17 protein-coding genes and 1 riboswitch are annotated in these 23,859 nt (G+C 59.5%); of the genes, 3 read left to right on the top strand and 14 right to left on the bottom strand.

Features of this window, described 5'->3' with window-relative positions; genetic code table 11:
• Nucleotides 1–38: 38 nt before the first annotated feature.
• Together ligA and J3U06_RS03200 are read right to left on the bottom strand one after the other, a co-directional pair.
• A complete protein-coding gene (gene ligA / locus J3U06_RS03205) occupies nucleotides 39–2,627 on the bottom strand; it encodes an NAD-dependent DNA ligase LigA (protein WP_267444305.1) in 2,589 nt (862 codons plus the stop codon).
• Nucleotides 2,620–6,024: a tetratricopeptide repeat protein gene (locus J3U06_RS03200; protein ID WP_267444304.1), complete on the bottom strand. Its 3,405-nt coding sequence runs from the start codon at nucleotides 6,022–6,024 to the stop codon at nucleotides 2,620–2,622. Before J3U06_RS03200 ends, ligA begins: the two co-directional genes overlap by 8 nt.
• A gap of 53 nt (nucleotides 6,025–6,077) precedes the next feature.
• On the opposite strand from J3U06_RS03200, the gene J3U06_RS03195 reads away from it, so the two are divergent.
• Complete coding sequence (locus J3U06_RS03195) at nucleotides 6,078–8,333, top strand: hypothetical protein (RefSeq protein WP_267444303.1); 2,256 nt, start codon at nucleotides 6,078–6,080, stop codon at nucleotides 8,331–8,333.
• Between the two features lie 18 nt (nucleotides 8,334–8,351).
• Here J3U06_RS03195 and J3U06_RS03190 read toward each other — a convergent pair whose 3' ends face one another.
• From J3U06_RS03190 to ppgK, 5 genes are all read right to left on the bottom strand, one after another.
• Nucleotides 8,352–10,589 (bottom strand): glycoside hydrolase family 3 C-terminal domain-containing protein, encoded by a 2,238-nt coding sequence (locus tag J3U06_RS03190; protein WP_267444302.1) that lies wholly within the window; start codon nucleotides 10,587–10,589, stop codon nucleotides 8,352–8,354.
• A gap of 70 nt (nucleotides 10,590–10,659) precedes the next feature.
• Entirely contained in the window at nucleotides 10,660–11,532 is an 873-nt protein-coding gene (locus tag J3U06_RS03185) for an MFS transporter (protein ID WP_267444301.1), read from the bottom strand.
• Nucleotides 11,533–11,558: 26 nt separating this feature from the next.
• Entirely contained in the window at nucleotides 11,559–12,035 is a 477-nt protein-coding gene (locus J3U06_RS03180) for an MFS transporter (RefSeq protein ID WP_267444300.1), read from the bottom strand.
• Nucleotides 12,036–12,166: 131 nt separating this feature from the next.
• The gene (locus tag J3U06_RS03175; RefSeq protein WP_267444299.1) at nucleotides 12,167–13,348 is read right to left on the bottom strand and encodes a pyridoxal phosphate-dependent aminotransferase; all 1,182 of its coding nucleotides are present in this window, start codon (nucleotides 13,346–13,348) and stop codon (nucleotides 12,167–12,169) included.
• A gap of 74 nt (nucleotides 13,349–13,422) precedes the next feature.
• Complete coding sequence (gene ppgK / locus J3U06_RS03170; protein ID WP_220236045.1) at nucleotides 13,423–14,193, bottom strand: polyphosphate--glucose phosphotransferase; 771 nt, start codon at nucleotides 14,191–14,193, stop codon at nucleotides 13,423–13,425.
• A 173-nt stretch (nucleotides 14,194–14,366) separates the two neighbouring features.
• On the opposite strand from ppgK, the gene J3U06_RS03165 reads away from it, so the two are divergent.
• Nucleotides 14,367–15,146 carry a nitroreductase family protein gene (locus tag J3U06_RS03165; protein ID WP_267444298.1) on the top strand — a complete coding sequence of 260 codons (780 nt, stop codon included), beginning with the start codon at nucleotides 14,367–14,369 and terminating at the stop codon, nucleotides 15,144–15,146.
• Between the two features lie 51 nt (nucleotides 15,147–15,197).
• Nucleotides 15,198–15,968 carry a histidine phosphatase family protein gene (locus J3U06_RS03160; protein ID WP_267444297.1) on the top strand — a complete coding sequence of 257 codons (771 nt, stop codon included), beginning with the start codon at nucleotides 15,198–15,200 and terminating at the stop codon, nucleotides 15,966–15,968.
• A 13-nt stretch (nucleotides 15,969–15,981) separates the two neighbouring features.
• Here J3U06_RS03160 and J3U06_RS03155 read toward each other — a convergent pair whose 3' ends face one another.
• From J3U06_RS03155 to J3U06_RS03125, 7 genes are all read right to left on the bottom strand, one after another.
• Nucleotides 15,982–17,016: a glycosyltransferase gene (locus J3U06_RS03155; RefSeq protein WP_267399698.1), complete on the bottom strand. Its 1,035-nt coding sequence runs from the start codon at nucleotides 17,014–17,016 to the stop codon at nucleotides 15,982–15,984.
• Between the two features lie 53 nt (nucleotides 17,017–17,069).
• Complete coding sequence (locus J3U06_RS03150; RefSeq protein WP_267444446.1) at nucleotides 17,070–18,932, bottom strand: ABC transporter permease; 1,863 nt, start codon at nucleotides 18,930–18,932, stop codon at nucleotides 17,070–17,072.
• Nucleotides 18,933–19,117: 185 nt separating this feature from the next.
• Entirely contained in the window at nucleotides 19,118–19,855 is a 738-nt protein-coding gene (locus J3U06_RS03145; RefSeq protein WP_267399696.1) for an ABC transporter ATP-binding protein, read from the bottom strand.
• A gap of 39 nt (nucleotides 19,856–19,894) precedes the next feature.
• The gene (locus J3U06_RS03140; RefSeq protein ID WP_267444296.1) at nucleotides 19,895–20,995 is read right to left on the bottom strand and encodes a hypothetical protein; all 1,101 of its coding nucleotides are present in this window, start codon (nucleotides 20,993–20,995) and stop codon (nucleotides 19,895–19,897) included.
• 167 nt (nucleotides 20,996–21,162) lie between these two features.
• Nucleotides 21,163–21,966: an ATP-binding cassette domain-containing protein gene (locus J3U06_RS03135; protein ID WP_267444295.1), complete on the bottom strand. Its 804-nt coding sequence runs from the start codon at nucleotides 21,964–21,966 to the stop codon at nucleotides 21,163–21,165.
• A 108-nt stretch (nucleotides 21,967–22,074) separates the two neighbouring features.
• On the bottom strand, nucleotides 22,075–22,917 hold the full coding sequence (locus tag J3U06_RS03130) for a hypothetical protein (protein ID WP_267444294.1): 843 nt from the start codon (nucleotides 22,915–22,917) through the stop codon (nucleotides 22,075–22,077).
• Nucleotides 22,904–23,545 carry an RNA polymerase sigma factor gene (locus tag J3U06_RS03125; RefSeq protein ID WP_267442753.1) on the bottom strand — a complete coding sequence of 214 codons (642 nt, stop codon included), beginning with the start codon at nucleotides 23,543–23,545 and terminating at the stop codon, nucleotides 22,904–22,906. Before J3U06_RS03125 ends, J3U06_RS03130 begins: the two co-directional genes overlap by 14 nt.
• Nucleotides 23,546–23,719: 174 nt before the next feature.
• Nucleotides 23,720–23,854, top strand: a riboswitch (FMN riboswitch).
• Nucleotides 23,855–23,859 lie beyond the last annotated feature (5 nt).

Below are 23,859 nucleotides of genomic sequence, written 5' to 3'. Positions count from 1 at the left end.
GCCAGGGCTCGGCTGGTCGGATATTGCGAATGTCACAATCAGCCTTGTGCTGGGTTGGGATCGCCGGTATCAAGCAAGCGATGGAAGCCCGCCTCGTCCAGGATCGGCAGGCCCAGACTCTCAGCCTTGTCGGCCTTGGAGCCCGGGTTGGCACCCACAACCACATAGGTGGTCCTTTTACTGACGGATCCGGAGGCCTTGCCGCCGCGCTCCACGATGGCCTCCTTGGCAGAGTCCCTGGAGAAGTCCTCCAGGCTGCCGGTGACCACCACGGTCATGCCTTTCAGGGTCTGCGGCTTGGTGCTGCGTTCGACGTGAGCACCCACCCCGGCGGCCTGCCAGGAATCCAGGATGCGCCCGCGCCAGTCGTTGGGCTGTCGGGCGCCCTGGAACCAGTCGTGGATGGAGTGCGCGATCTCGGGGCCCACGCCGTCCAGCTCGGACAAGTCCTCCACGCTGGCCTCCTCCACCGCCTCGAGAGACGGGAAGCGGGTGGCTATGGCCCGGGCCGAGGTCGGTCCCAGGTGCCGGATGGATAGGGCCACCAGAACCCTCCACAGGTCGGCATGCCTGGCCTTGTCGATCTCTTCGAGCATCTGCAGGGTGTTCCTGGAGGGTAGGGCATCAGCACTGCCCAGTGCAGCCTCCTGTGCCTGGGTCTCATGGCTGTTCATGGCCCGTTCGCCGTGGGCTGCCTGATCGCCCTTGGGCAGGTTGTAGAAGGCAGGCACACGGTACCACAGGCCGCTGCCGCCAGTCCGGCGCTTGATCGCAGCTCGTCCCTGCCGACCTTCGACTTCCGCCTGCTCCATCAGGGGGACCTCGCGCCAGACATAAACCTGGCGCAGATCCTCCGCCTCCAGGTCGAAGAGGCCTGCCTCGCTGGTCAGGACAGGATCCTGCCGAGGCGGAAGCTTCAGATCCGGATCCGGCTGGTAGGGGGCTGCCTGGCCGCCTTGGTCAACCAGAACCTCACGCAGGCCAGGAGCATAGACCTCAACGGAATCGGGCCGGTTTTCATCGGGATTGGTCAAGGCTATGGCGCTCTGCTCCCCCAGATGTTCGATATCCAGGGCTTTGCGCGAAGCCATGTGGATGATCCGCTCGGTCAGCTGGGCCGGGCAGGACTCCACATTGGGGCAGCGGATGTCCACATCGCCCTCCTTGGCCGGAGCCAGACGGGCGCCACAGCTGGGGCAGATCTCGGGCATGACGAAGGGTCTCAGGTCCTTCTCGCGCCCCTTCCTAGCCTCGACGACCGGTCCGACCAGCTCGGGAATCACATCGCCCGCCTTGCGGACCACGACCGTGTCCCCGATCAGAATGCCCTTGCGCTTGACCTCGGAGGCGTTGTGGAGGGTGGTCCTGGAGACCGTGGAGCCGGCCACGGTGACCGGGGTGAGAACCGCCACCGGGGTAATCCGCCCGGTTCGGCCCACTTGGACGGTGATGTCCAGAAGCCGGGTATTGACCTCCTCCGGAGGGTACTTGTAGGCCACGGCCCAGCGGGGGGCACGGGAGGTGGCGCCCAGCCTGCGCTGAAGATCCCGGTCCTGCAGCTTGACCACGATGCCGTCCAAGGCGTGCTCGATGTCGTTGCGGTGCTGGCCGTAATAGTCGATCATGTCCAGGATCTGGTCGAAGGACGTGACGACCCGGTTGTGGGGGGAGACCGGAATCCCCCACTGCCTATAGAGGTCGTAGGCCTGGGACTGGTCGATGACCTCGTCATGAGTCCCCTTGGGATGGGCTGGCCCCCACCTCAGAGAGCCAAGGCCATGGGCGTAGAAGCTCAGACGGCGGCTGGCAGTGATGCGCGGATCCTTCTGCCTCAGGGATCCGGCGGCGGCGTTGCGGGGGTTGGCGAAGGGCGCCTTGCCCTCCTGCTCCTGTTGCTCGTTCAAGGCGTTGAAGTCGTCGAACCGCATGAAGACTTCGCCACGGACCTCCACGAACTCGGGGATGTCGCCGGACGGACCCGACAGGTTCTGCGGAATGCTTGGAATGGTTCTGACGTTCAGGGTGATGTCCTCACCAGTCACCCCGTCTCCCCTTGTCAGGCCCTGCTCCAGGACCCCGTTGCGGTAGAGGAGGTTGAGGGCCAGGCCGTCGATCTTGACCTCGCTGGTCATGGGCAGGGCCTTGTCCTGCGGCCAGTCGAGCTCGCTGCGCAGCCCGTCATACCACTGGCGCAGCTCGGCGACGCTGAAGACGTCATCCAGACTGAGCATCTGGGAGGGGTGACGGACGGAGGCGAAGTCGTTGGAGAAGGTCCCTCCGACCCGGTGCGTTGGCGACTGGGGGGTATCCAGGCTGGGGAAGCGGGACTCCAGCTCCTGCAGGCAGCGCATCCTGGCGTCATATGCCGCGTCGGAGGAGACCGGCGCGTCGTCTATGTAGTAGGCGACCTGGTCGGACTCCACCCAGGCGGCCAGCCTGGACCAGAGACGCTGGGCCTGCTGGGCTCCCAAGGAGTCGAGGTCCAGCTCCCCCAGTCGCATGGCATCAGCATCGTCGGGCTGGAGGGATGCTATCCATCGGTCAGTGCCCGGCCTGGGCCTGGACTCGGCATCCCCACCCGCATCACCGGTTTGCTGAATATCTTCCTGAGCTGTTTTGTCATGCATTGAGCGACCTCATGAACTGTGCCTGTACCACATCAACACCTTCATTATCGTCGTCGTTCATCCTGGCGGCCGCCATTGACAGTGTCCGGGCCGGGACGAAGAGCCAGCCGTCCACACAGATGCGCGCGGCCTGACGCACTATCGAAGCCACCTCGGTGTGAGGCCAGACCGGCAGGCCGTGTTCAGCCAGCACTCGGCGTGCCTGCCTGTGGTCTTCGGGCAGAACCACGCACTGGGAGCGGGCCCTGGCCTGCAGCTCGGCCAGCTCGGTCTTGAGGGCTGGTATCCGGTCGGGACTGATATGCTCGCTCATCAGATAGGCCGCCGCAGCCACATCGAACTCGTCGCGCATCCATGAGGCATAGGCCAGACGGTAGTAGGCGAAGGAGGCATCGTCCCGGTCCAGAGCCACCCGCAGAGCGTTCAGTGTGGCAGCCCGGGCCGAATCCCAGTCCTCACGGTTGGCCAGCATGACCGCCAGCTTCAGATGAGAGAGCGGGTAGGCAGGCGCATAGGCCACCATGGCGTTCAGATGCTTGAGGGCCGCCTGGTCCTTTTTAAGCTGGGCCAGCAGGTCGGCTATCTCCAGGTGGGCATAGAAGAGGTTGTCAGGAATGAGCAGGGTCCGCTCCCCCGGTGTGGCGAAAAGGCGATTATAGACCACCCGTTCGGCGTATGAATTGAAGTAGCGAGGCACCTGGCCCTCGGCTGCAAAGACGGCATCCATATGGGCGATGGCATCCTGCTCAACCTGTATGCCCTGGGCTGCGCCGCCGGAGAAGAGCAGGTCGCGGGCTTTGACGCGCTCCTTGTCCAGCTGTAAGGACAGTGAGAAGTCGAAGTCGGGAACAGGGGTGCCGTCGATCATGGCGCTGGCAACCTGAGGGGCCAGCTGTTCCAGCTCCGGGTCACCGATGCTCTGGATGATGCCCGTAGCCGCCTGGGCCTTGGCCGCCGATGTCATGGTCCGATCCGAGGCCAGCTGGTGGAAACCGCCTACAGCCCTCTGCAGCAGGTCGGCACGCTGGATGGACAGATCGACGGCCTTATGTGCGCCCAGGGCCTTGGCAGACTTGTCGGCAAAGGCCACCTCGGAAAACTCGGGCTCCTCCTGGCTGCCATGGGGGCTGAAGCGGTCATCGTGCATGTCGAAGACAGCCTCGGTGGGCTTGAGTCCGCCCTGGGGATCCACCTGCATGGCCGCGTCGAAGAAACGGTAGATGGCACGTGGATCCTTCAGCCCCTGTGAACGGATGCGGGAGAGGAAGAGTTCCCTGCTGAAGACCACCGAGACCAGGGTGCGGATGGTCGGATTGCTCTGCAGGGCGCTGAGCGGATTCTGGGATGCGTCATCCTCAGTCTGATCTGCGGAGGCATCTTCATTCGAGACATCCTCCTTCGATGCATCCTCGTTGGTCGACGACGGCGGCGCAAAGGCGGCAGAGTCAAGGTCCACGCCCTGCATGAGATCCTTGAACTCGCGGTCCACGGATTCCTTTTCACCCTGATCCTCGACCTTGTCCTCCCCGTCTTCCTGTTGTTGTTCAGGAGCCATTCGGGAGGCAATGGGCTTGGTGGGATCGCCGTGCACGTCACCATCCTTGGGATCAGCCTTGGACCCTGTAGGGGCCACCTCGCCTGAACGCATGCGCTCAAAGGCCTCCAAGGCCTGTCCCATCATGGTCCTGATGGCCGAGTTCTGCTGGTCGACAGCCTCTTCCAGACCGATGGAGTCAATATGCAGGCTGACCTCGCGCACGGACGGATCCGCCCCGAAGGCCAGTGCGGCCATCATCAGCCCGACGCGCAGGTTGTAGTCGGCGCTCATGGCGGAACGCTCGCCCTCGTCCAGGTCCCGCCAGGCCCGCGACTTGTCCTCATAGCGGCTGGAGGGCATCATGGTACGCCCTGCCGCATTGAAGGCCAGAGCCACCTGTCCCTGGACAAGATTGGACCTGAACTCCACGTCGAAGCGGAAAGGCAACCGAAGGGATCGTATCAGCATGGCCATCGTCTGCCGGTAGACCCACTCGGATCGCACCGGCTCCTGGCCCTGGCCGTCCGCTCGCACGGGCAGCGCCTGGGGAGCCTGTTGACGGACCATGACAGCAGTGGCTGCGGCCTTGTCAACCATGGCATTGATAGCAGTTCGGCCGTCATCCTCCAGGGGATCGAAGCGAATCGGATAGTCTCCCGGGCGCAGCAGGGCGACAATGGCAGGATCCTCCAAAAGTGCCTGGTCCAGCCGCGTTGCCTGGACGCGATTGATCGAGTCCTCGGTGGGCAGCGTTCCCAGACGGGCATTGCGCTCCAGCCAGGCGCTGACTGCGGCGAATCTGTTGAGGTTGCCCTCGATACGCAGGGCCGCAAGCGCGGCAGTGAACTCCAGTCCGTTGTCCCAGCTCAGGAAGTAGGCGCCGGAGTAGGAGGAAGCATACAGATGCAGGGGCTCCGCCCCATGAACGGCCTCAAGGCCTGAGACGGGCGATAGAGCACCGGCCTCACGCATCAGGTCGGCGAACAGATCCTCCAGGCCAGAGACCCGCTGTCCGTGGGAGCGTGCCTGGATCATGTCGCCCACGCTGCGTCGGATGGCTCCCATGGGCGCCTCCCGATTGAGCCGGTAGAAGATGTTGCCCGAGCCGAACCCGGTGAAGGTTCCCTGAATGCGCGGCAGCAGGTAGGCGGCGAAGAAGGCGATGGCCACAGCATCCCGATACTCCAGGTCCAGGCGCATCTCAGGAGGCAGGAGGGGACGCAGCTGCTCCAGGCAATAGCGACCATCGGCTCGCAGCCAGGAGGCCAGCCAACGCATGTGGCCGGCATCATCACGGCCTGCTACGGCACCCTGCAGGGCATGGACCGGGCCCGAATCCTGACCCGGATCGCGGCCCAACCGACGACCGTCGGCCAGGGTCACCTCCTCCTCACGACCCAGCAAGAAAGCAGGCTCCATATTCTGCAGGTCCATCCGGCTCTGCTCGCCAATGAAGACCCGGCCATGGTCGTCGGCCAGAGCGATCTGGGCAAAGTGACGGTGATCGGTGAAGATCCCCAACGCGAAGCCCCGGCCCGGGGCATCGGGCCACTGAACCCAGCCCAGCGTCAGTCCCTCGGGCACGCCCTGCAGACGGGGAAAGAGCCGACGCTTGACAGCGATACCCAGAATACGGCTGTGAGAAGCCAGGAATTCGCGCATCTGCCGATCATCCGGATGGCCTCCCGTCCGGTTGATTAGATCGACCATGTCGGCCACCGAAGAATCCAGGGGATGATCCCCACGACCCCCTCTGGTCGGCCGAGAGGAGCCCACCAATCCCTCCAGTGCGGAAAGAATGGAACGGCCCAGGCCGGACAGATCACCGAAACCCCGGGACTTCTTCGCGTTCTTGGACATACCTTTGATTGTCCCAATCCAGCCAGACATGTCGCCGTTAGAATAAAACCGTGATGACTCTGCCAGCCCTGCGACGACCCACCCCGGCTAGGGGCACGACCATTCGCCTGCTGGTAGCGCTTGCTGCGGTACTCATCCTCGAACTGGGAGTATTCAATCTGGCCCATTGGCAGTCGCTGATGGGCTCCACATCAAACTCTCCGGCACAGACTACGGCCGATCCCCACTCCCCACTAGGTCGGCTGGGACCAGGGCTGTCCCCTCTGCCAGGCGGGGGACTGAAAGTCACCGATCCGGCTGGCGCCTGGGTAGATGTCCCTGATGCCGATGGACAGGCATCCTTTGTTCAGGCCCATCTGGCAGAGGATGTCGAGGGTTCATTCCTGTCGCAGATCCATGTACGTCTGGACCTGCGCCCGGCCGGCGGCAAGGGATGGATCCAGGGCACCCGAGGGCTGATCTGCCCCGGTCAGGCCCGTAGCCACTACCTGCGCGTCCGCGGAAAACCCAGCGGCACCCGGATCCAGGCCATGCGCCTGTGGATACAGGAACCCATCGGTTCCCGACTGGAACTGACAGGAGTGACCCCAGCCAAGGTGGTCCCCCTGGACTTCAACTTGGCGCGGATACTGCTGCTGACCTGTCTGGCGGCACTGATCCTGGGCTACCTGCCCGGCTCGATCCTCTGGCGGACCCGGTTGGATACAGGCTCGGTGAGCCAACGTCTGGTCCTGGCCCTGATTCTGGCTCCGCTGGCAGCCTGGTCCTGCTGGAACATCCAGCACGATCTGTCCACCTTCACTCCCATGGCCTATCACCAGCCGAACGCCTACGTATACGACTTCAACCAGTACGACCACGTAGCCCAGGCCCTTCTGCATGGACGCCCCTGGCTGGATCTTGGCCAAGCGCCGGGTCTGGCCAAGGCAGCCAACCCCTTCGACATAGCCACCCGTAACGCGCTGCTGGCCCAGGACCAGCAACCCATATATTGGGACTACGTCTACCGGGGCGGCCACTGGTATTCCTACTTCGGTGTCCTGCCAGTGCTGCTGCTCTTCCTGCCCTACCGAGTGATAACCAGCCTGGTGCATCCAGGCGGCTATGCCCTGCCCACCAGTTCGGCTGCGGCCCTGCTGGTCGCGACGGCCACCGTCATGACGGCCCTAGCTACCATCCGCCTGCTGGCCCGCTGGTTCCCACGGGTCCATCTGGCCGTGGTCGGCATGGCCCTTATAACCATGCTGGGAGGATCCGGCATGGTCTACCTCTGGTGCCGCCGCAACTTCTATACGATCCCTTTCGATGCCTCCCTGCTGGCGGTCATGACCGGGCTCTGGCTCTGGATGGGGGCCAGACGGGTTCAGCGACAGGCTGCAAACGCCGGTGAGCGTTCGGGGCGTGGATCAACACGGATGTGGACTGTGGAGGACGGGGACCAACCCTGGCATCTGTCCAAATCTCGGCTCTTTCTGGGATCGCTGTCAGTGGCTGCCACCCTGGGCTGTCGGCCCACCTTCCTCGCTGCCGGCCTGCTGGCGCTGCCCCTGTTTGTCAAGGAGATAAGGGCAGTCGTCAAGGCCCTGTTCACGCGTGGACGCCATCCGGCTGGCATGTCCCGGAGGCGGGCACTGTCCCTGCTGGCCTGCTGCCTCTTGCCGGTCCTCCTGGTCGCCGCCCCTCTGCTCTGGTACAACCGTTGGCGCTTCGGGTCACTGCTGGATTTCGGCAACCGGTATCAGATGACCGTCCTGGATCTGACCAACTACCATCCCGGCATCCAGGGCCTGCTTCAGATCTTTAGCTACTACCTGCTGCAACCTTTGACCACCCTGCCGGTCTTCCCCTACTTGCAATTCTCCCCCGCTCCCATGCGGGTCTGGCACTTCACCGAGCCTGGCCTGGGCGGGCTCCTGGTCACCACCCCGTCACTCGCACTGGCCCTTGCTCTTCTTGCTCTGCCCCGGGTGCGAAAAGAGCTACAGCGTCGGGGATGGATGCCCGCCTTGGTCTTGGCCCTGGCTCTGGCAGCCTTGGTCATGGCTGCAGACTCCTATCTGGGTGGATTTTCGGTGCGCTACACCATTGATTTCGCCTGGTTGGTCTGCCTGGTCGCCGTTGTGGCCATGGCCGCCGCATCCTCGACATATGAAGACGGCCGCCCCTCAGCGGAAGCGGCCGTCATGAGCCTGCTGACACTGGGGTGCCTGGCTGGTCTGGTCCTGGCCTTGGTCAACGCCATAGTCCTGCTGGAGCACTTCGACCCCAGTCAGGCCATGAACGTAGCCGTCTGGTTCCTAGCACCCTGAGCCCAGCCGACTACGGTATCAGGAGTCCAGACCCTGCTGCTTGAGGGCCTGGTGATACCGGTCGACCATGTCGGCCACGATGCCATTGCCATCACCGCCCGACAGGGTGATCACCGAGGCCAGGGGCATGGTGTCAAAGAGCTGGGCCGTATTGGGATCGTCGGGCAGAGGTATGCCGTCCTGCTCGATACGATCGCGCAGGATGGGCCCGCCGATCGAATTCTCACGCCACTCCGCCATGGTCGATTCAGCATTCAACGGAATAAAGCGGCCGTCGCCATCCACCTGCAGGTCCTGCTCCGCAACCAGATCGCGACTGGAGGTGCCCACTTGGATGCGGTAAGTGCCCGCCTCCACATGCCAGCCATCCATGACCGTTGACCAGTAGGCGAAGTCGCGCTCCGTCAGGTCCATGCTCACTCGGCTGGACTGTCCGGCTTTCAGGAAGACCTTGGTGAAGGCCTTGAGCTCATGGCTGGGCCGATTCACCCGGCTGGAGCAGGGGGCCACATAGACCTGCACGGTCTGAGCGCCATCCGCCTGCGAGGTGTTGGTCACGGTCACCTCCACCCGAGCCGAGTTGGCTCCGGTCTTGGTCACCGCAATCTGTTCCAGTGCAAAGTCGGCATAGGACAGCCCGAATCCGAAGGGGAAGGCCACCGGTCGCTGGAAAGTGTCGTAGTAGCGGTACCCCACGTAGACGCCCTCGCCATAGCGGGAGTGACCCTCCTCGCCAGGGAAGGAGGTAATGGTGGGGTTGTCCTCCAGCCGGACCGGAATGGTTTCAGGCAGATGACCCGAGGGGTTAGCGGCACCGGTCAGCACATCCACCACGGCGCGTCCGCCCTCCTGGCCCAGCAACCAGGTCTCCAGCAGACCCTTGGTATTGTCCATCCAATCGGCAACCGTCACCACTGCTCCGTTGGAAAGGACGGCAACCACCCGGTCGTTGACCTCGGACACGGCCCTGAGCAGAGCCACTTGATTGTCGGGAAGATCCATACTGGTGCGGTCGAAGCCCTCGGACTCGGCGTATTCAGGCAATCCCAGGAAGAGCACCACGGTGTCGGCTCCGCGCGCTACCTCAAGCGCCTGCTGGGTCAGAGCAGGATCCTGTTCCTTCTCGTCCAACGTGAACCCGGGAGCAAAGTCCACATTTATGCCAGCCTCTTTGAAGCCACCCAGGACCGAGGAGACCTCGGTGGGTGTGATGTGCGAGGAGCCTCCGCCCTGGTAGCGCGGAGTCCGGGCGAACTCACCGATGACGGCGATCTTCTCCTTCGGGTCAAGGGGCAGGATCCGGTCCTCGTTGCGCAAGAGGACGATGGACTCCTGGGCCGCTCGACGAGCCATGTTGTTGTGTTCCTGGACGTCGTAGCGATAATCCTGTCGGGACATGGCCGGACGGGCCTTTTCGATCAGGTCCAGGACCCCCTGGGCCATCTGGTCCAGCTGTTCCTTGTCCAGCTTGCCAGCCTGTACGGCCTGGACTACCTGGTCGTCAGTGCGGGAAGGCGGCATCTCGAGGTTGAGCCCGGCCTGCAAAGCATTGACCCTGTTGTGGACAGCACCCCAGTCGGACATGACCATGCCCTGGTAGCCCCACTCACCACGCAGAACGTCCGTCAGCAGCCAGCGGTTCTCTGAGCTGAAGACCCCGTTGAGCTTGTTGTAGGCGCACATGATGGTCCATGGCTTGGCATTCCTGACCACATATTCGAAGGCCGGCAGATAGATCTCGCGCAGGGTGCGCATGTCCACGTCAGAGCTGACCCTGAGCCGGTCTGTTTCCTGGTTGTTGGCTGCAAAGTGCTTCAGAGAGGTTCCCACCCCCTTGGACTGGACCCCTTCGACCAGACCTGCGGCTTCATGACCGGCCAGCACAGGATCCTCCGAGTAAAACTCGAAATTACGACCGCCCAGTGGGCTGCGCTTGATATTGATACCGGGTCCCAGGATTACGGCCACCTTCTCTTGGACGCACTCCTCGCCCATGGCCTGGCCCACCTGATAGGTCAGATCCGGGTTCCAGGAGGAGGCCAGTCCCGCAGTCGGGGGGAAGCAGGTGGCCGGGACCGATCCGTAGACGTCGGAGCCAGTGGCCTTGCGCAGGCCATAGGGACCGTCGGTGATCATATAGCCTTCATAGCCCTTGTCGGTCAGTCCCTGCAGGTGCCAGGAGTCGGATCCGGAGGTCAGCGAGGCCTCCTCTTGCAGTTCCAAATCCTTGGCTTTGGTATGCGATTCTTCTGTCATGTCTTTTTCCTTTCGGGTTTGATTGGCCGGGCCGCTGCTCAGTACAGGTCCGGATTACAGGTTTTCAGACTCACTTGACCTTGCGAATCATCATGATGAATACTGTTCCCACCAGCAAGCAGGCGATGGCGACCGGGAAGATCATCCTGTAGCCGCCGAAGAGTCCAATGACCAGCGTGGTGCACCCGGGAGCGATCACCTGACCGATCGTATTGGCCAGGTTGAGGATACCCAGATCCTTGCCTGCTTCCTTGGCGTTCGGCAGCACATCGACGTTCAGCGCCTGGTCGACTGACATGTAGCAGCCATTGCCGATTCCAGCAAGGGCGGCGTAAATGTACATACCCGTTGCAGTTGGCATCAGGAATGGGAAGAGTATGCCGATAGCGAGAATCAGACAGCTAGTGGCTACAATCACCTTTCTCCTGTGCAGAAAGTCCGAAAGCGGGCCCGAAACCACGGAGGCCAGGATGGTGGTCACCACCGAGATCAGGGCCATGATCCTGAGTGTGGATGCGGCCTGGGCATCGCTCAGGTGACAGTACTTTTGCAGTATGTAGAGCTGGTAGCCCTGGATCATGAAGCATCCGACGACGAAAGTGAACCTGCCCAGAAGCGCCAGGTAGAAGTCGCGGCAATTTTTGGTGGGCGGTATGAAGGACCGGCCGACATCTGCCCAGGTTCGTTCCACGACCGTGTTGGCAGCCGACTTCTCCCGGGGCCAGATCAACACAGTGAGGATACCAGAGAAGAGGAAGATGATCATGGCGACTACAAGGCCTGTATGGATGCTGGCTATGAAGGAGCTGCCGATGATGGTTCCCAGCTGCTGGCCGATGACCTGGCTGGCGCCATAGAGTGCCGAATAGGTTCCCCTGGTCGACTCAGGAATCCTGTCTGAAAGGACTGCCACGGCCGGGGCTATCAGGCAGTTGATGCCCACCTGCACAATGCACCAGCCGAGGATGATCATGGCGAGCGTATGGGACTGGATAACCAGCAGAAACCAAGGGCGCCGATAATTCCGCCCAACACGATCCAAGGGGTGCGCTTGCCGACTCGGAACCTCGACATGTCTGAGAGAGCACCGAAAACAACGTTGGCCACTAAGGCGAACACGCAGCCGATCGAATTCATTGTCCCCAGAGCCGCTTCAGCGCTGACCCCATGCAGGGAATTGAAAATCTGCGGCAGGAGGACCCCGGATCCCATGGTAAAGGGCGCAGCCCAGAGCAGGGATACCAGGACAAAGCCAATGGCAAAGCGGACCTTCTCCGCATTGTTGAGCCTTCTGCCCGTGTCCGGAGCCAGGTTCGCGTCAATGCCCCGGTCCGCTGCGGCGCCTCCGGTCTCATCTGCGGAGGCCATTGCCTTGATGTCTTCCCCGACTCGAGCGCCAACCCCCTCAGCTGGATTTCTCCTCTGACCCTTATTTCCGTTCCCCATTATCGTCTTTCCTTCCTGTGCAACCCTGCAGTCAGTAGCTCATCATTGAGCCTAACCAATCTCCCCCTTCCATGATGAATGGTCACTTAGAACTTATTATCGGAGTAAACCAGCCAGCAAACGGCCCACAGTCACAATTTTTTTTCAATCGCCGACACGACTGAGTCAGCATTCCGCTGGAATTCCGAGGGTTCAGGCAGGAGCGACAGGGCCAGATACCCATTCCCTGGCATGTCGAAAAAGTATCCGGGCTGGCCAGTCAGCCCGTAGGACCCGATCAAGCGAAGGATCAGCTCCTCCTCGTCGATGACCTGAGGGAAGCGAAGAAGAACGTTCCAGCCAGCCTCAGGCCTGAGCAGAGAGAGACAGGACTCCTTTAGAACCAGTGTCTGTCTCAGGATTTCGAGATTGCCCCTGACACGTTCACCCACTCGGCTGGTCTGGCCAGGAATATCCGAGAGCATGGCCTCCATATCCCTGGTGATCAGAAGACTCATGGGCAGGTAATCATCCGCTATCAGATCAAGATGGCGCTTGGCCTCGGCAACCTGGTCGGCCGGCCCGGAAACCTGGATCCAGCCCACCTTGGCATGGGGAGCTGCCAGGCTCTTCGAGAATCCGTCCAAGGCGAAGGTCAGCACCCGATCCTCACCAGCCAGCCGGGCACGACCCGGCAAGGGGTCCAGAGGGTAATCGAAGAAGACCTCATCCGCTATGATGGCCACCCCCTGCCGCTGGCAGAGTTCCAGCAGCGACCGGCGTTCTTCCGGGTGAATGTAGGAACCTGTGGGATTGTTGGGGTTGATAAGGACCAAAGCGCGGATACAATCGCCCTCAGGTCCTTCCAGAGCCTGTCTGACCGTGGCCAGGTCAAGGACCCATGATCCGTCGTAGGCCAGGCGGTATGGAATTGTCCGGACACATTCCAGACCGGCGATGGATTCGATCAGGGGATATCCAGGCCTGGGCTCCAGAATGGCATCACCCGGATCGCAGAGAAGCTTCATCAGCCAGGAATAAGCCTGGGATGTTGAGGAGAGCAGGTAGAGGTCATCAGGATCGACCGCCGCACCGTCCACGCTCTGATTCGCTTCCTGACGCCTGGTCAGAAACTCAGCCAGGGCCTGGCGGGCCACACGAGGTCCTCTCGGTTCGGCCTCATAGACTTGGGGCAGGAACGACGGGGCCAGTCCGAAACGGGTAGGGTTGGAATCATTCAGCCTGCCCAGCTTGAGCCCTTGGGAGCGTGCTCCTGACTCGGCCAGAGCAATGCGATTGAGGCGGTCAGACCCTGTACGGTGAGAAAAATGCACGATTCTTCAGCTCCTCATGCGATCCAGCAGTGGCCGGAACGCCCCAAACAGGTTGGTCGCAGAAAAGCCCTGCTTCACCCCAGACGCTTTTGCCGAAGGTCAGCCAGATAGGCGGCGCCGACAATGCCAGCCTGATTGCGCAGCTTGGCAGCCACGATGGGAGTCTTGATGTCAATGTGAGGCAGGAACTTCTCGCTCATCCGACTGACACCGCCGCCGACGACGAAGAAATCGGGATTGAAGTAGTGCTCAAGCAGTCGGTAGTATTTGGTCAGACGGTTGGCCCACTTCTTATAGCTCAGCTTCTTGCGGTCGCGCACCGAAGAGGCCGCGTACTTCTCTGCGTCCTTGCCGTCCAGCGTCAGGTGGCCCAACTCACTGTTGGGGATCAGAACACCGTTGTAGATCAGAGCCGTGCCGATGCCGGTACCCAGCGTAGTGGCGATGACCAGACCCCTCTGTCCCTTGGCCGCTCCGTACTGTACCTCGGCAAGGCCGGCCGCATCTGCGTCGTTGACAACGCTGACGGGCCTGCCGCAGGCCTTGGAAAGGACCTCCTGAACATTGGTTCCCACCCAGGCTTGATCCAGGTTGGCCATGAAATCGAGCGGCTTGTCAGGCTTAACAGGTGCCGGAAAAGCGATGCCCACAGGTACGTCCGAGGAAACTTCGAAGCGGTCCAGGAGCTCTTTGACCACGACTCCTACAGCCTCCGGCGTCGAGTGCTCCGGGGTCAGAATTTTCTTGCGCGGCTCTGCAAAATCGCCGATCGTCAGGTCAACAGGGGCAGCCTTGATGCCGGATCCACCAATATCCACTCCAAAAGCCTGCGCTGTTTCAATCATTGCTGCTCCTTAGCTGATCAAAGATGAGGGTCCGAACCGGCACGGTAGCGATTGTACCCCAAGCCCTGTCTCTGCAACCCTCGGCAGCGGCACAATCCGGACCAAGCGCAGACCATTCCGCCGGCCTTGTGCAACTACATGCAGTGAAAAGAATTGGGTGGAATAATGAGGTTATGACCGAACATACACAGCTTATTGACGCAGTCAACGTGCGAATCACCGCCAGAGAATACGATCCCAAGCCCATCGATCCCGAACTAGCCAGGCAGCTGGGCAGCACTCTGAACGCTCTGAACACGCTGAGCGGCCTGGACATGCAGCTGGTTCTGGGCAAACCCGACGCCTTCGCGGCCGACAACGCTTCCGGCCACCTGGCCAATGCGGCCAACTACCTTGCCCTAGTCGGACCCAAAGATGATCAAAAGAGCCTGGAAAAAGCCGGCTTTTATGGCGAGCGCATAGTTCTTGCCGCCACCTTATACGGACTGGGGACAGGATGGGTGTCGGGCAGCTGGGACCGCCAGGCGGCCGAGCGCCACTGCCGGATCGCCCCCGGCCAGTCGCTCTATCTAGTGGTCACCATCGGCTATCCGGCCGACCAGGTCGGCTACGGCAACCAGGACTTCGACAAGCTTTGCCAACGTCAGAGCGAGCATCGAACCTCCAAGAGCTACGAGGAGCTGACTTCATCCATGAGCGCGCAGGATCGCCAAGATGCTCCGGAATGGTTCAAGGCCGGCGTGGCTGCCGCCGCCAAGGCTCCTTCAGCCATGAATGGGCAGCCAGTGCTATTCGCTTGGGACAAGGGCTCAGGCGATGCGATCGCCACATTGGACCCCTCGGTCGCCTATGGTTCCGCCGTTGATCTGGGCATAGCCAAAATGAACTTTCAGATCGGAGCCGGAGGCGGCACATGGACCTGGGGCGACAAAGGCCGCTTTATCAGGTCCTGACCATGGCTGTACCCCGTGATCAGGCAAGGGGGCCGTGTAGGGTGATGACCTATGAACAATGGAGCATCATCACAGTCCACCACCCAAACGAGCACTGAAGCTGGTCCGGCCACCCTTTACCTGACCCGACACGGCAGAACAACGGCCAATGTCATGCACCTGATGCAGGGCTGGTCCGATTTTCCCCTGACCAGGCAAGGTCGCGAGGACGTGCGCCAGTTCGGCCGGGGTCTGCGGCCCATTCGTTTCCAGGCAGCCTGGAGCGGCAATCTGAGCCGACAATATGAAACCGCCCGTCTGGCCCTTGACATGTCGGGCAATGGGGACCTGTGCGTGGGCGTTGACCCTGACCTGCGCGAGGATAATTTCGGCAGTTTCGAGGGCCGGGACGAGCGCACCACTCTTGACCAGGTCTGCGCCGCCATGGGGTTCAAGGACTTCACTACAGCCAAGGCAACCTACGGCAGAAACATCTCCGTCCATATGCAGGACACCTTCCACCGGCTGGATGCCCAGGACGTCCTGTCCGCCGGACTGGAAGAACAGGATCGGGCTGAGACCACGGCCCAGGTCCGCAGCAGAATGATCGCTGTGCTGACGCGCATCGCCCAGTCCGCAATCGAAGAGGGCGGCGGGCCTGTCCTGGTGGTCTCCTCAGGCATGTGCCTTCAACAGTTCCTTGTGGCCATCGACGACGATTGCCCTATCCCTGACATGGCCAACACCGCAGTCACCAAGGTAATCTATGGGAATGATGGTTTCCATCTAGCTGGACCAATCGGTTCCATGGATTACTTCCAGGCAGGAAGTCAAGAAAAGTAGCAGTCAAACCTATTCAGGCGCGTTGTATTTCCCCGGCTGGTTGTCTCTTAAGCGGTTCCATGGGCCTCCATTCGGGATCATGCAGTATCTGGCGCGAATCCACCCATCCCTTCAGGATGGCAGGAATACCAGTCATGATGTGGCTACGATCAACAGCCAGAAGGCGGATGACTTCCTTGAGAGCTGTTGCTAGGGTTCCCAGGGAGAAAGCCAGAGGTCGATAGTCCCCGTGAACCATGAAATACCTGGCCATGAAGCCCCGGTTGCGCATGATGTGATAACGGTTCATGTCAGACGTGGAATTGAGCTGGCGCACCCCAGCGATGTTCCAATTAGCTAAGTTGCGAGTCCGGCGCATGACTACATCTGATATGACCACAGGCTGTGTGACCTTGGATGCCAAATACCCATAGATGGTGTCATCCCAATAGATGAAGAAGCGCGGATCAGGCAGACCGATTTGATCCACAATCTGCCTGGAGAAGAATCCCCCTTCAAAGCACATGGTGTTCATAGGCCGACATCCTGATGGTCCGAAATCACCTGGGGCGATCGGGTCTGGAATACCCAAGGCAGTGAGAAAATGATACTGCCAATAGAAGGAACCGCCATCATAATCCAGCCGGGAACCCTGCACCACCTGATAGCGGTCACTCCATTGGGCCAGCGAGTCAAGTCCTTCAGGTTCTACTGCAACGTCATCATCCATGACCCAGAACCATTCGGCACCGAGCTCGTATGCTTTCCCCACACCGGCGGAGAAGCCTCCCGCGCCGCCGCCATTCTGGTCCTGTGGCAGATAAACCACACGATCTTGATTGCCGGAGCCGTCGATGATGGTCCTGCCCCAACGTCCTGTCACACGTTCAGAAAACTGCTCAACTATGGTTCGCGTGTCTGCCGAATTCTCGTTATCCACCACCACAATCCGCCATGGGGCTTGGGTAAGTTGGAGAATCGAGTCGAACAGGCCTGTCAGCAATTCCTGACGCTTATAGGTTACGACGACCATGGCCGCCTTATTCAAGGTCTTTCCCATGCTCTCCATTGTGACACCGACCCGCAACTTTGGCTTACTGCGGGACAAACCTCCTGACGAGTTTAGCCTTCTTCCGCCTTCCTGGATTGCAGACTGCACAGCCAGGATGTGAACACCGCCACCAGCAACAGAACAACAGTCACTAGGAGGAACCGGCCTACGGGCACAGGAGTCAGAGCCACAGACATGCCGGCCTGGACGAAACTCAAGGCTATGCAGCCTTCGACGATGACAATCGCCAGCAGAGACATTACTGCGCCACCGGCCACATCGGTCAGCGTCTCCATCACCCCCGACCAGGTTATTGAACTCCAGACAACACCAATCTTGTTGAGCCGCTGGTTCTGCCGCTTGCGCTCCCAGGCCAAAATAGCGATAGACTGCATCATGAAGATCAGGGCAAGAACGGTCCCGCCGACGATCATGACCGTCAAGGCCGTCTGCCCGGACAGGCCTCGTTGAATAAAGTCGTCTATATATTCCTGCCTGGTCTGCACTGCGAAGTCGCCCTGAAGGCCACCCTTCAGAAGAGTGACAATCCTATGCGCATCAGTCTGATTGGCAGCTGAAATGGGAATGATCGTATGTGGGTCTTCCCCCAATCGAGGCAGGTTATCATCCACAGTCAGAAACTGAGGATAGTTATTGCTTGCAGATAGTTGTGGGATGCCCTTAGGCGACTGAACAAGAGCAACGATCCGTGCCTCATGCCGTCGATCATGACGATCAAGAAGACAGACGGTGTCACCTATGGAATAGGAGGAATCCTGATTCACTGCGACTCGCCCTGGACCTAGGTCAGCCAAATTCCCTTTAACCGGGGAGAACTGAATGCCCGACGAATTCTGACCCCGCAGTTGATCTGCAGATTCCCATACCACCGTTGCCGCCTGGCCCTGCGATCCTTCCATAGCCCATTGCTGAGTCTGGTAGGTGACAAAGTCTCGAACCTCAGGCATCCCACTGATCAGCTCGGATGGATCGCGGTTTTCGGCATCCGGATCAAGGGAAGTAGCCATAACATCGGCCTTCAAGGGGTACAAGCTCAGAACCGCCCCGCCGATGGAACCAGCCTGCAGGGCAGCCACAAGTGAGATGACAATGGTCAGAACCATCATAGCTGGGAGGGCTATCGCGGTTGAACCTGCGCTCTCCTTTCGAGCACGCTGCAGGGCCAGAAGACCGGGGCCTCCGGCCGCCTTCGCCGGAATCAGACCGATGACTGACACAGTCAGGACGACCAGGACCGGAGCCGCCAAATAGACCGTAGTGATGACAAGAATGACCTCGAACATAATCCGCAGGTCCTGAGTCATAGAAGGCAGTGGGGCGAACCCGACCACCAAGGTCAGGATCAGAAAGACCAAGGCTGCTGAAGAACGAACCCATCCGATCCGCTTGGTTCGGTCATTGGTTTCCGTCATGAGCTGGAGCGGTGATGCCCCGCCCACCTTGCGCATAGCCATCCATACTCCCAGCAGACAGGCGACCATCATCATGATGAAAGTGACCACTGCAATGAAAGGCCGAATCCGTGGGGTGAAAACCATGCCCCTGTCGCTGAACTCGGCCGAGCGCGCGTAAAACCGTCCTACTGGTACAGTCAGGAGGGATCCGACCAGGCAACCTATGAGATTCGAGAGGGCCAAGGGAATCGAGAACTCCAGGAGACCTATGATCAGGATCCTCCTGCGGGAGGCACCGTTCAACCGCATCATTCCATACTCGCGTCGGCGCTCCTGAGTCAGAAAGGTTACCGACGAGAGAATCAAAAAAACCGACACGAGCAGGCAGCAAGCCAGCGCTGGAACAGTGACTATGAAGAGACCTGAATAAGGTGCCTTGGCTTGGAAACGCCGGTAGGTGTTCAGCTTGCTCAAATTGCCAATACTATCAAAGGACTTTCCCGCTTGGTAGACCTGCATGGTCGAAGAAGTCAGAAGGGATGCCAGGCATGTGGACAGACCCATGACCGTGTATGATGCTCGATGCTTCTTGATCAGGGACCAGACCAGAAAGAAAAAGGTCGGTCGACTGATTGAGGAGGATGCATGTAGGGACACCTGTCCGGGAACTTCACCTCTTCCAGCTTGACCTTTGCCTACATGCATCATCTGTCTACCCCCTGGCTAACCTGAGTCATGCTGGTCAGATGAGTGGCCAGCTGCTCGGCCGTATACCCCTGGCAGATCGAATGCACGGTGCCGTCCACCAAGAACACCGTGCGCTGCGCCCAGGCCGCCACGTTGGGGTCATGTGTTACCATCAGCACGGTTCGTCCGCCCTCCACCAGGGTCGAAAGGGCATCCAGAACCATTTCCGAGCTGCGCGTATCCAGCGCACCCGTGGGTTCGTCCGCAAAAATCATGTCTGGCTGGGCGACCAACGCCCTGGCAATGGCCACGCGTTGCCTTTGACCGCCAGATATGTCAGACGGATACTGCTGCGCATAACCATCCAGCCCCAAAATCTTTAGGGCCTGCAGTGATCGGACGACACCAACTTTGGGGCCGCCGAAGAGCTGGGGCAGCATGACGTTCTGCAAACAGGTGAAGGCCTCGACCAGGTTGTAATCCTGAAAGACGAAACCTATATGGTCACGCCGCATCCTGGTCAAAGCGGACTCCTTCATCCCGGCTATGTTCTGGCCGGCAATCTCGACCGATCCCTGCTGCACAGGCAAGAGCCCTGAGGCGCAATAGAGCAGGGTGGTTTTCCCTGCTCCGGAAGGGCCCATGACTGCGGTCCAAGATCCTGCCGGACATTCCAAGCCAACTTGGTCTATTCCAGCTTCACCAGCCTTGTAATGGAAGGACACCCCCTCCATCTTCAGTGGCAGTTCATTCATGGATATTCCTTTCATTCAGGCCGCCTAAGCAGCAAATCGTCAGATGGTTGGATGGCTATGGAGCCTTCTGGCCGACCGCCAGCAAAGCAAAACGGCTAAAACCAGCAGGCTTAGGATCAGGTAGAGTTCAGTCCCAGGCAATGGCACAATTCGAGTAACCACACTGCCAATGCAGCATGGATCCACGAGAAGCCAGTCGACAAAGACATGAAAGGCCGGCAACAACACAGGAACTGCAAGCAAGACCAAGCGTGTGTAGGTGCTGCAGTGTGTGGAAATCCAGAGAACCAAGAGAAAAACAAGAAAGGCTGACCCCAAGCAAAGCAATATGAAAACAGCCAGGTATTCTCCTAAGGACCAGGTGAACCAAGGCAATGCATGTCCATCAAAGACCGGAAGATCCTGCAGACCAGCGGTCTTGGGCAACCACATCAGCATGGATCCCCCTGCCACCATGAGCATCATCAGCAGACCGGTACAGACCATGGCGAACAATTGCAGCTCAGGCAAGAATCGTCCAGTCCGTGTCGTCAACTGCGTCTGCCGTACTCCATGGACCTGATCCTTGACAAGGCGCGGGGCTACGACAACCAAGGCTGCCAGAAGCGGAACCAGAAAGACTGAAAGTCTGAAGTTGCTCTGGGTGTACTCCAATAGTTCCGGGGCGGCCAAGCCCATGCCCGTCTTGCACTGTCCGCTTAAGGCGTCAAGCCGCTTGGTCACCAAGCTGGGCAGGTCAATGCCCTTTGTATTGCCCTTTCCCAACTGTTTCTTGGCTGTTGCAGTCAGGGCTTCTCGGTTGCATCCGCGATAGGCATCCATCACATCATGGCAATGAGCAAGCCGACGATAGCTGGGCAAGGCTCTGATGCGCTCAGTCAGTCTGCCCCTGTCTGTGTTCAGTACTGAAGGATGTGACCAGCGCGAGCTCTCGACCGAGTCGACCAGGTCCCTGGCCGACTGATAGTCCTTGACGTCCAGTTGCACAGCTTGAGAACCAAGAGCCATCAGATCTCTGGATACCGCCGGCTCAAGTCTGCCAGCCTCACGCTTCATTCCGGCAATGGTGTACTGACTGACATACAATCCATAGCTAGCCAGGTCATGATGAGCTTCATCAGTGGGAATCTGGTCATACATGGCTAGATTTAGACAGAAAACGAATCCAAGAGACAGACAGAGTACCAGCCAAAAGGAGGTACCCAGAAGATGTCGCATCTCGTTCCTGATCACCGTCCATCTTATAAAAGGGCATCCTTGACAAGAGAAGGGATTGCGAGCCTGATTCGGCGAAGTATGCTGCATCGCTACTCCCCGTCCCTGTAAATCACCAGGAAGGCATCCTCCAAGTTGGCAGGAACACCCTGGCCCTGGGACGGTGGCGCAGGCGAGTAGATTCTCAGACGGGTCGCATCCCCGTCCAGCTCCTCCTCAAGGAGCAGCTGCCCCTCTCCTAAGCGGTAATCTGCAGGAACCAGGAATATTTTGCCTTCCAGCCTGCGAGTTATCTGCCTAGGTGACTGGTTGCAGCAGATCCGTCCATCCTTGAGCATAATGACATGGTCGGCGATAGTCTCCAGGTCAGAGACGATATGGGTGGATAGGATGACAATCCGATCGTGCGAAAGCGCATGGACCAGGTTGCGCAAACGGACGCGCTCCCGTGGATCCAAACCTGCGGTCGGCTCGTCCAAAATCATCAGTTCCGGGTCATTGATCATGGCCTGAGCCAATCCCACGCGCTGAATCATGCCCCCGGAGAGTGTCTTCATCTTCTGCTTGCCATGGTTTTTAAGCCCCACAATCTCTAGCAGATGTTTAGCCAGAGGCTTGGCCCGTTTGTGACCAATCCCCTGAAGGGCTGCTATGTACATCAAAAAATCTTCAGCGCTGTAGTCTGGGTAATAGCCGAATTTTTGAGGCAGATACCCTAGGAGGCCCCGATAATCCTCGTCCATGACCATGATGTCCTGCCCGTTCCAAGTGATGTCTCCCGAATCCGGGCGGATCAGTGTGGCGATCATTTGGATCAGCGTGGTCTTGCCTGCTCCGTTGGGCGCGAGGAGCCCATGGACGCCGGTTCCAATAGAGAGGCTCAGATCGTCGATCACCCGTTTGTCCCTGAAGCTCTTTGACACATGGTACAAGTGCAACACGAAACTTACCGTCCTTTCAGGCTAAACATGTGCGATTCTGTCCTCATACAGTCCCCAGTCTTTTCATCCGCATGTCCGCTTTGGCAGCATTGATCCCACGCAGCGTTCATGCAGAACAAGAAGGAAGATCAGCAGAAGGACAAGGCCCGTCGCCAGGCTTAGAGCCGGCGGAATGAAGAAAAGAATGGGAGCGGTGGCAAATCGAGTAAGATAAAGAATCCAGCCGAGCACAATCCAGAGTCCGAGAACCAGGTAGATGGATAGTTCTCCACGCACATGTTCCTCCACCCATATCTGAGCCAAGGAAAAGAGAAAAAGGGAGGAGAAGCTGATCCCCAAAAGGGTCATGGTGGACAGCCCCGGATTGGTCGTCTGCGCCAATAGGACGGTGGCCAAGGATGAAATCATCATGCTGACCATGCCGAACAGGAGCATCCTGACTGCAGCTATCTGGCGGAATGACCACCTGCAAGTTCTGATTAGATTCAAGGTATTCAGGTTCCGCTCCTTGAGCACTACCAAAAGGTGCACTACCAGGAAAAGAACAGGCGAGCAGACGAATATGGGGACAACCAGACCGAATATTCTATCGACCCTGCTAGGCCAAGCGGTCTTCATGAAGGAGCCAAAGACGGCCGCCCAGACCGCCAGCGTCAGGATTAGGCCGATGAACACGCAGTCCCAGAGGCCAAAGAGCAGGTTTCTCAGGCCCAGGGAACGAACCATGGCTACAAGGGTCCAGATCAGCCCAGGCCGTTTTCCCATCCCCTTGCGGACAATCGTTTTTATGGATCGCTCGCGCATTTTGGAGCCGCCGACCTGAGTTTCAGCAGCATCATCGCACTCAAGGTCGCTACCCTGCAGAGCCGCCAGAATGGGACGGATATCAGGTTCAGACCGATTCATGACCAAACTCCTTCCTCAGATTGTCCAAGAGTCGGTAATACCGAGCCTTGACCGTGCTTTCAGGTTCTCCGCAAACCTCAGCGATCTGCGCGAACCCATAGCCGGCGTACAGATGGAGGCGCAAGACCTCCTGCGCCGGGACCGGAGCCTGTGAAATCCTGTCTTCAATCCGACCAACCAAGTCGTCCTTGAAGGTCTGGTCGGCCGGGTCATCATGCTGATCGTGGCTGGATACCACAAGTACTTGTGTCTCCTGCCGCTGTCGTCTGCGGCGTATCCGCCAGTAGTCGATGACCTTGTAGGTGGCAATGCGATGGATCCAGGTTCGGAAGCTGGACTTGTTCGGATCGTAGCCGCCCAATGACCGCAGAATAGCGACGAAAGTATCCTGAGCAAGGTTACGCGCCTCCTCCCTGTCGCCGACCTGAGCGCGGATGTAGACCAGCAGGTCGTCGTAATACTTGCGAACCAAGTCATCGGCTGCGCGAAAGGATCTGGTGGACAGTATGCTTCTGATCCATTCCAGGTCCTCTGCTTGGGATTGGCCACCGTCAGCGTCTCCGTCACTTGTTTGTCTGACAAGGGCCGGATGCATAGCTTCATCCGTAGGCATCAGATGGTCGCCCATCCTCACCACGCTCCAGCCTCCTTGCAACATTGTGAACTTTCTACAACCTCATATTCGTTGTGCAGGCTGCAATAGTTGCATGGACGGCGGTTTTATTTCTTTCTCGGCGTGTCTAGAAATGCACCAGCGGCGAGAGGGAATTGACCATTCCAAAGAGCACAGCTATATTGAAATCATCAGTTTCAGGGAAGGTGAAAGTCCTTACTGGCGGTATCCGGCTGAATGCCGGGAGCCCGCGACCCGCGCAAGCGGTGGATATCGGTCGAAGTCCGAAGCCAACGGTTACAGTCCGGATGGAAGAAACGAGGCCCTCT

This window comes from Bifidobacterium sp. B4142, assembly GCF_026537325.1.
Lineage (GTDB): Bacteria > Actinomycetota > Actinomycetes > Actinomycetales > Bifidobacteriaceae > Bombiscardovia.
The sequence above is the reverse complement of the archived record's forward strand: the minus strand, read 5'-3'. Positions and strand labels throughout refer to the sequence as shown.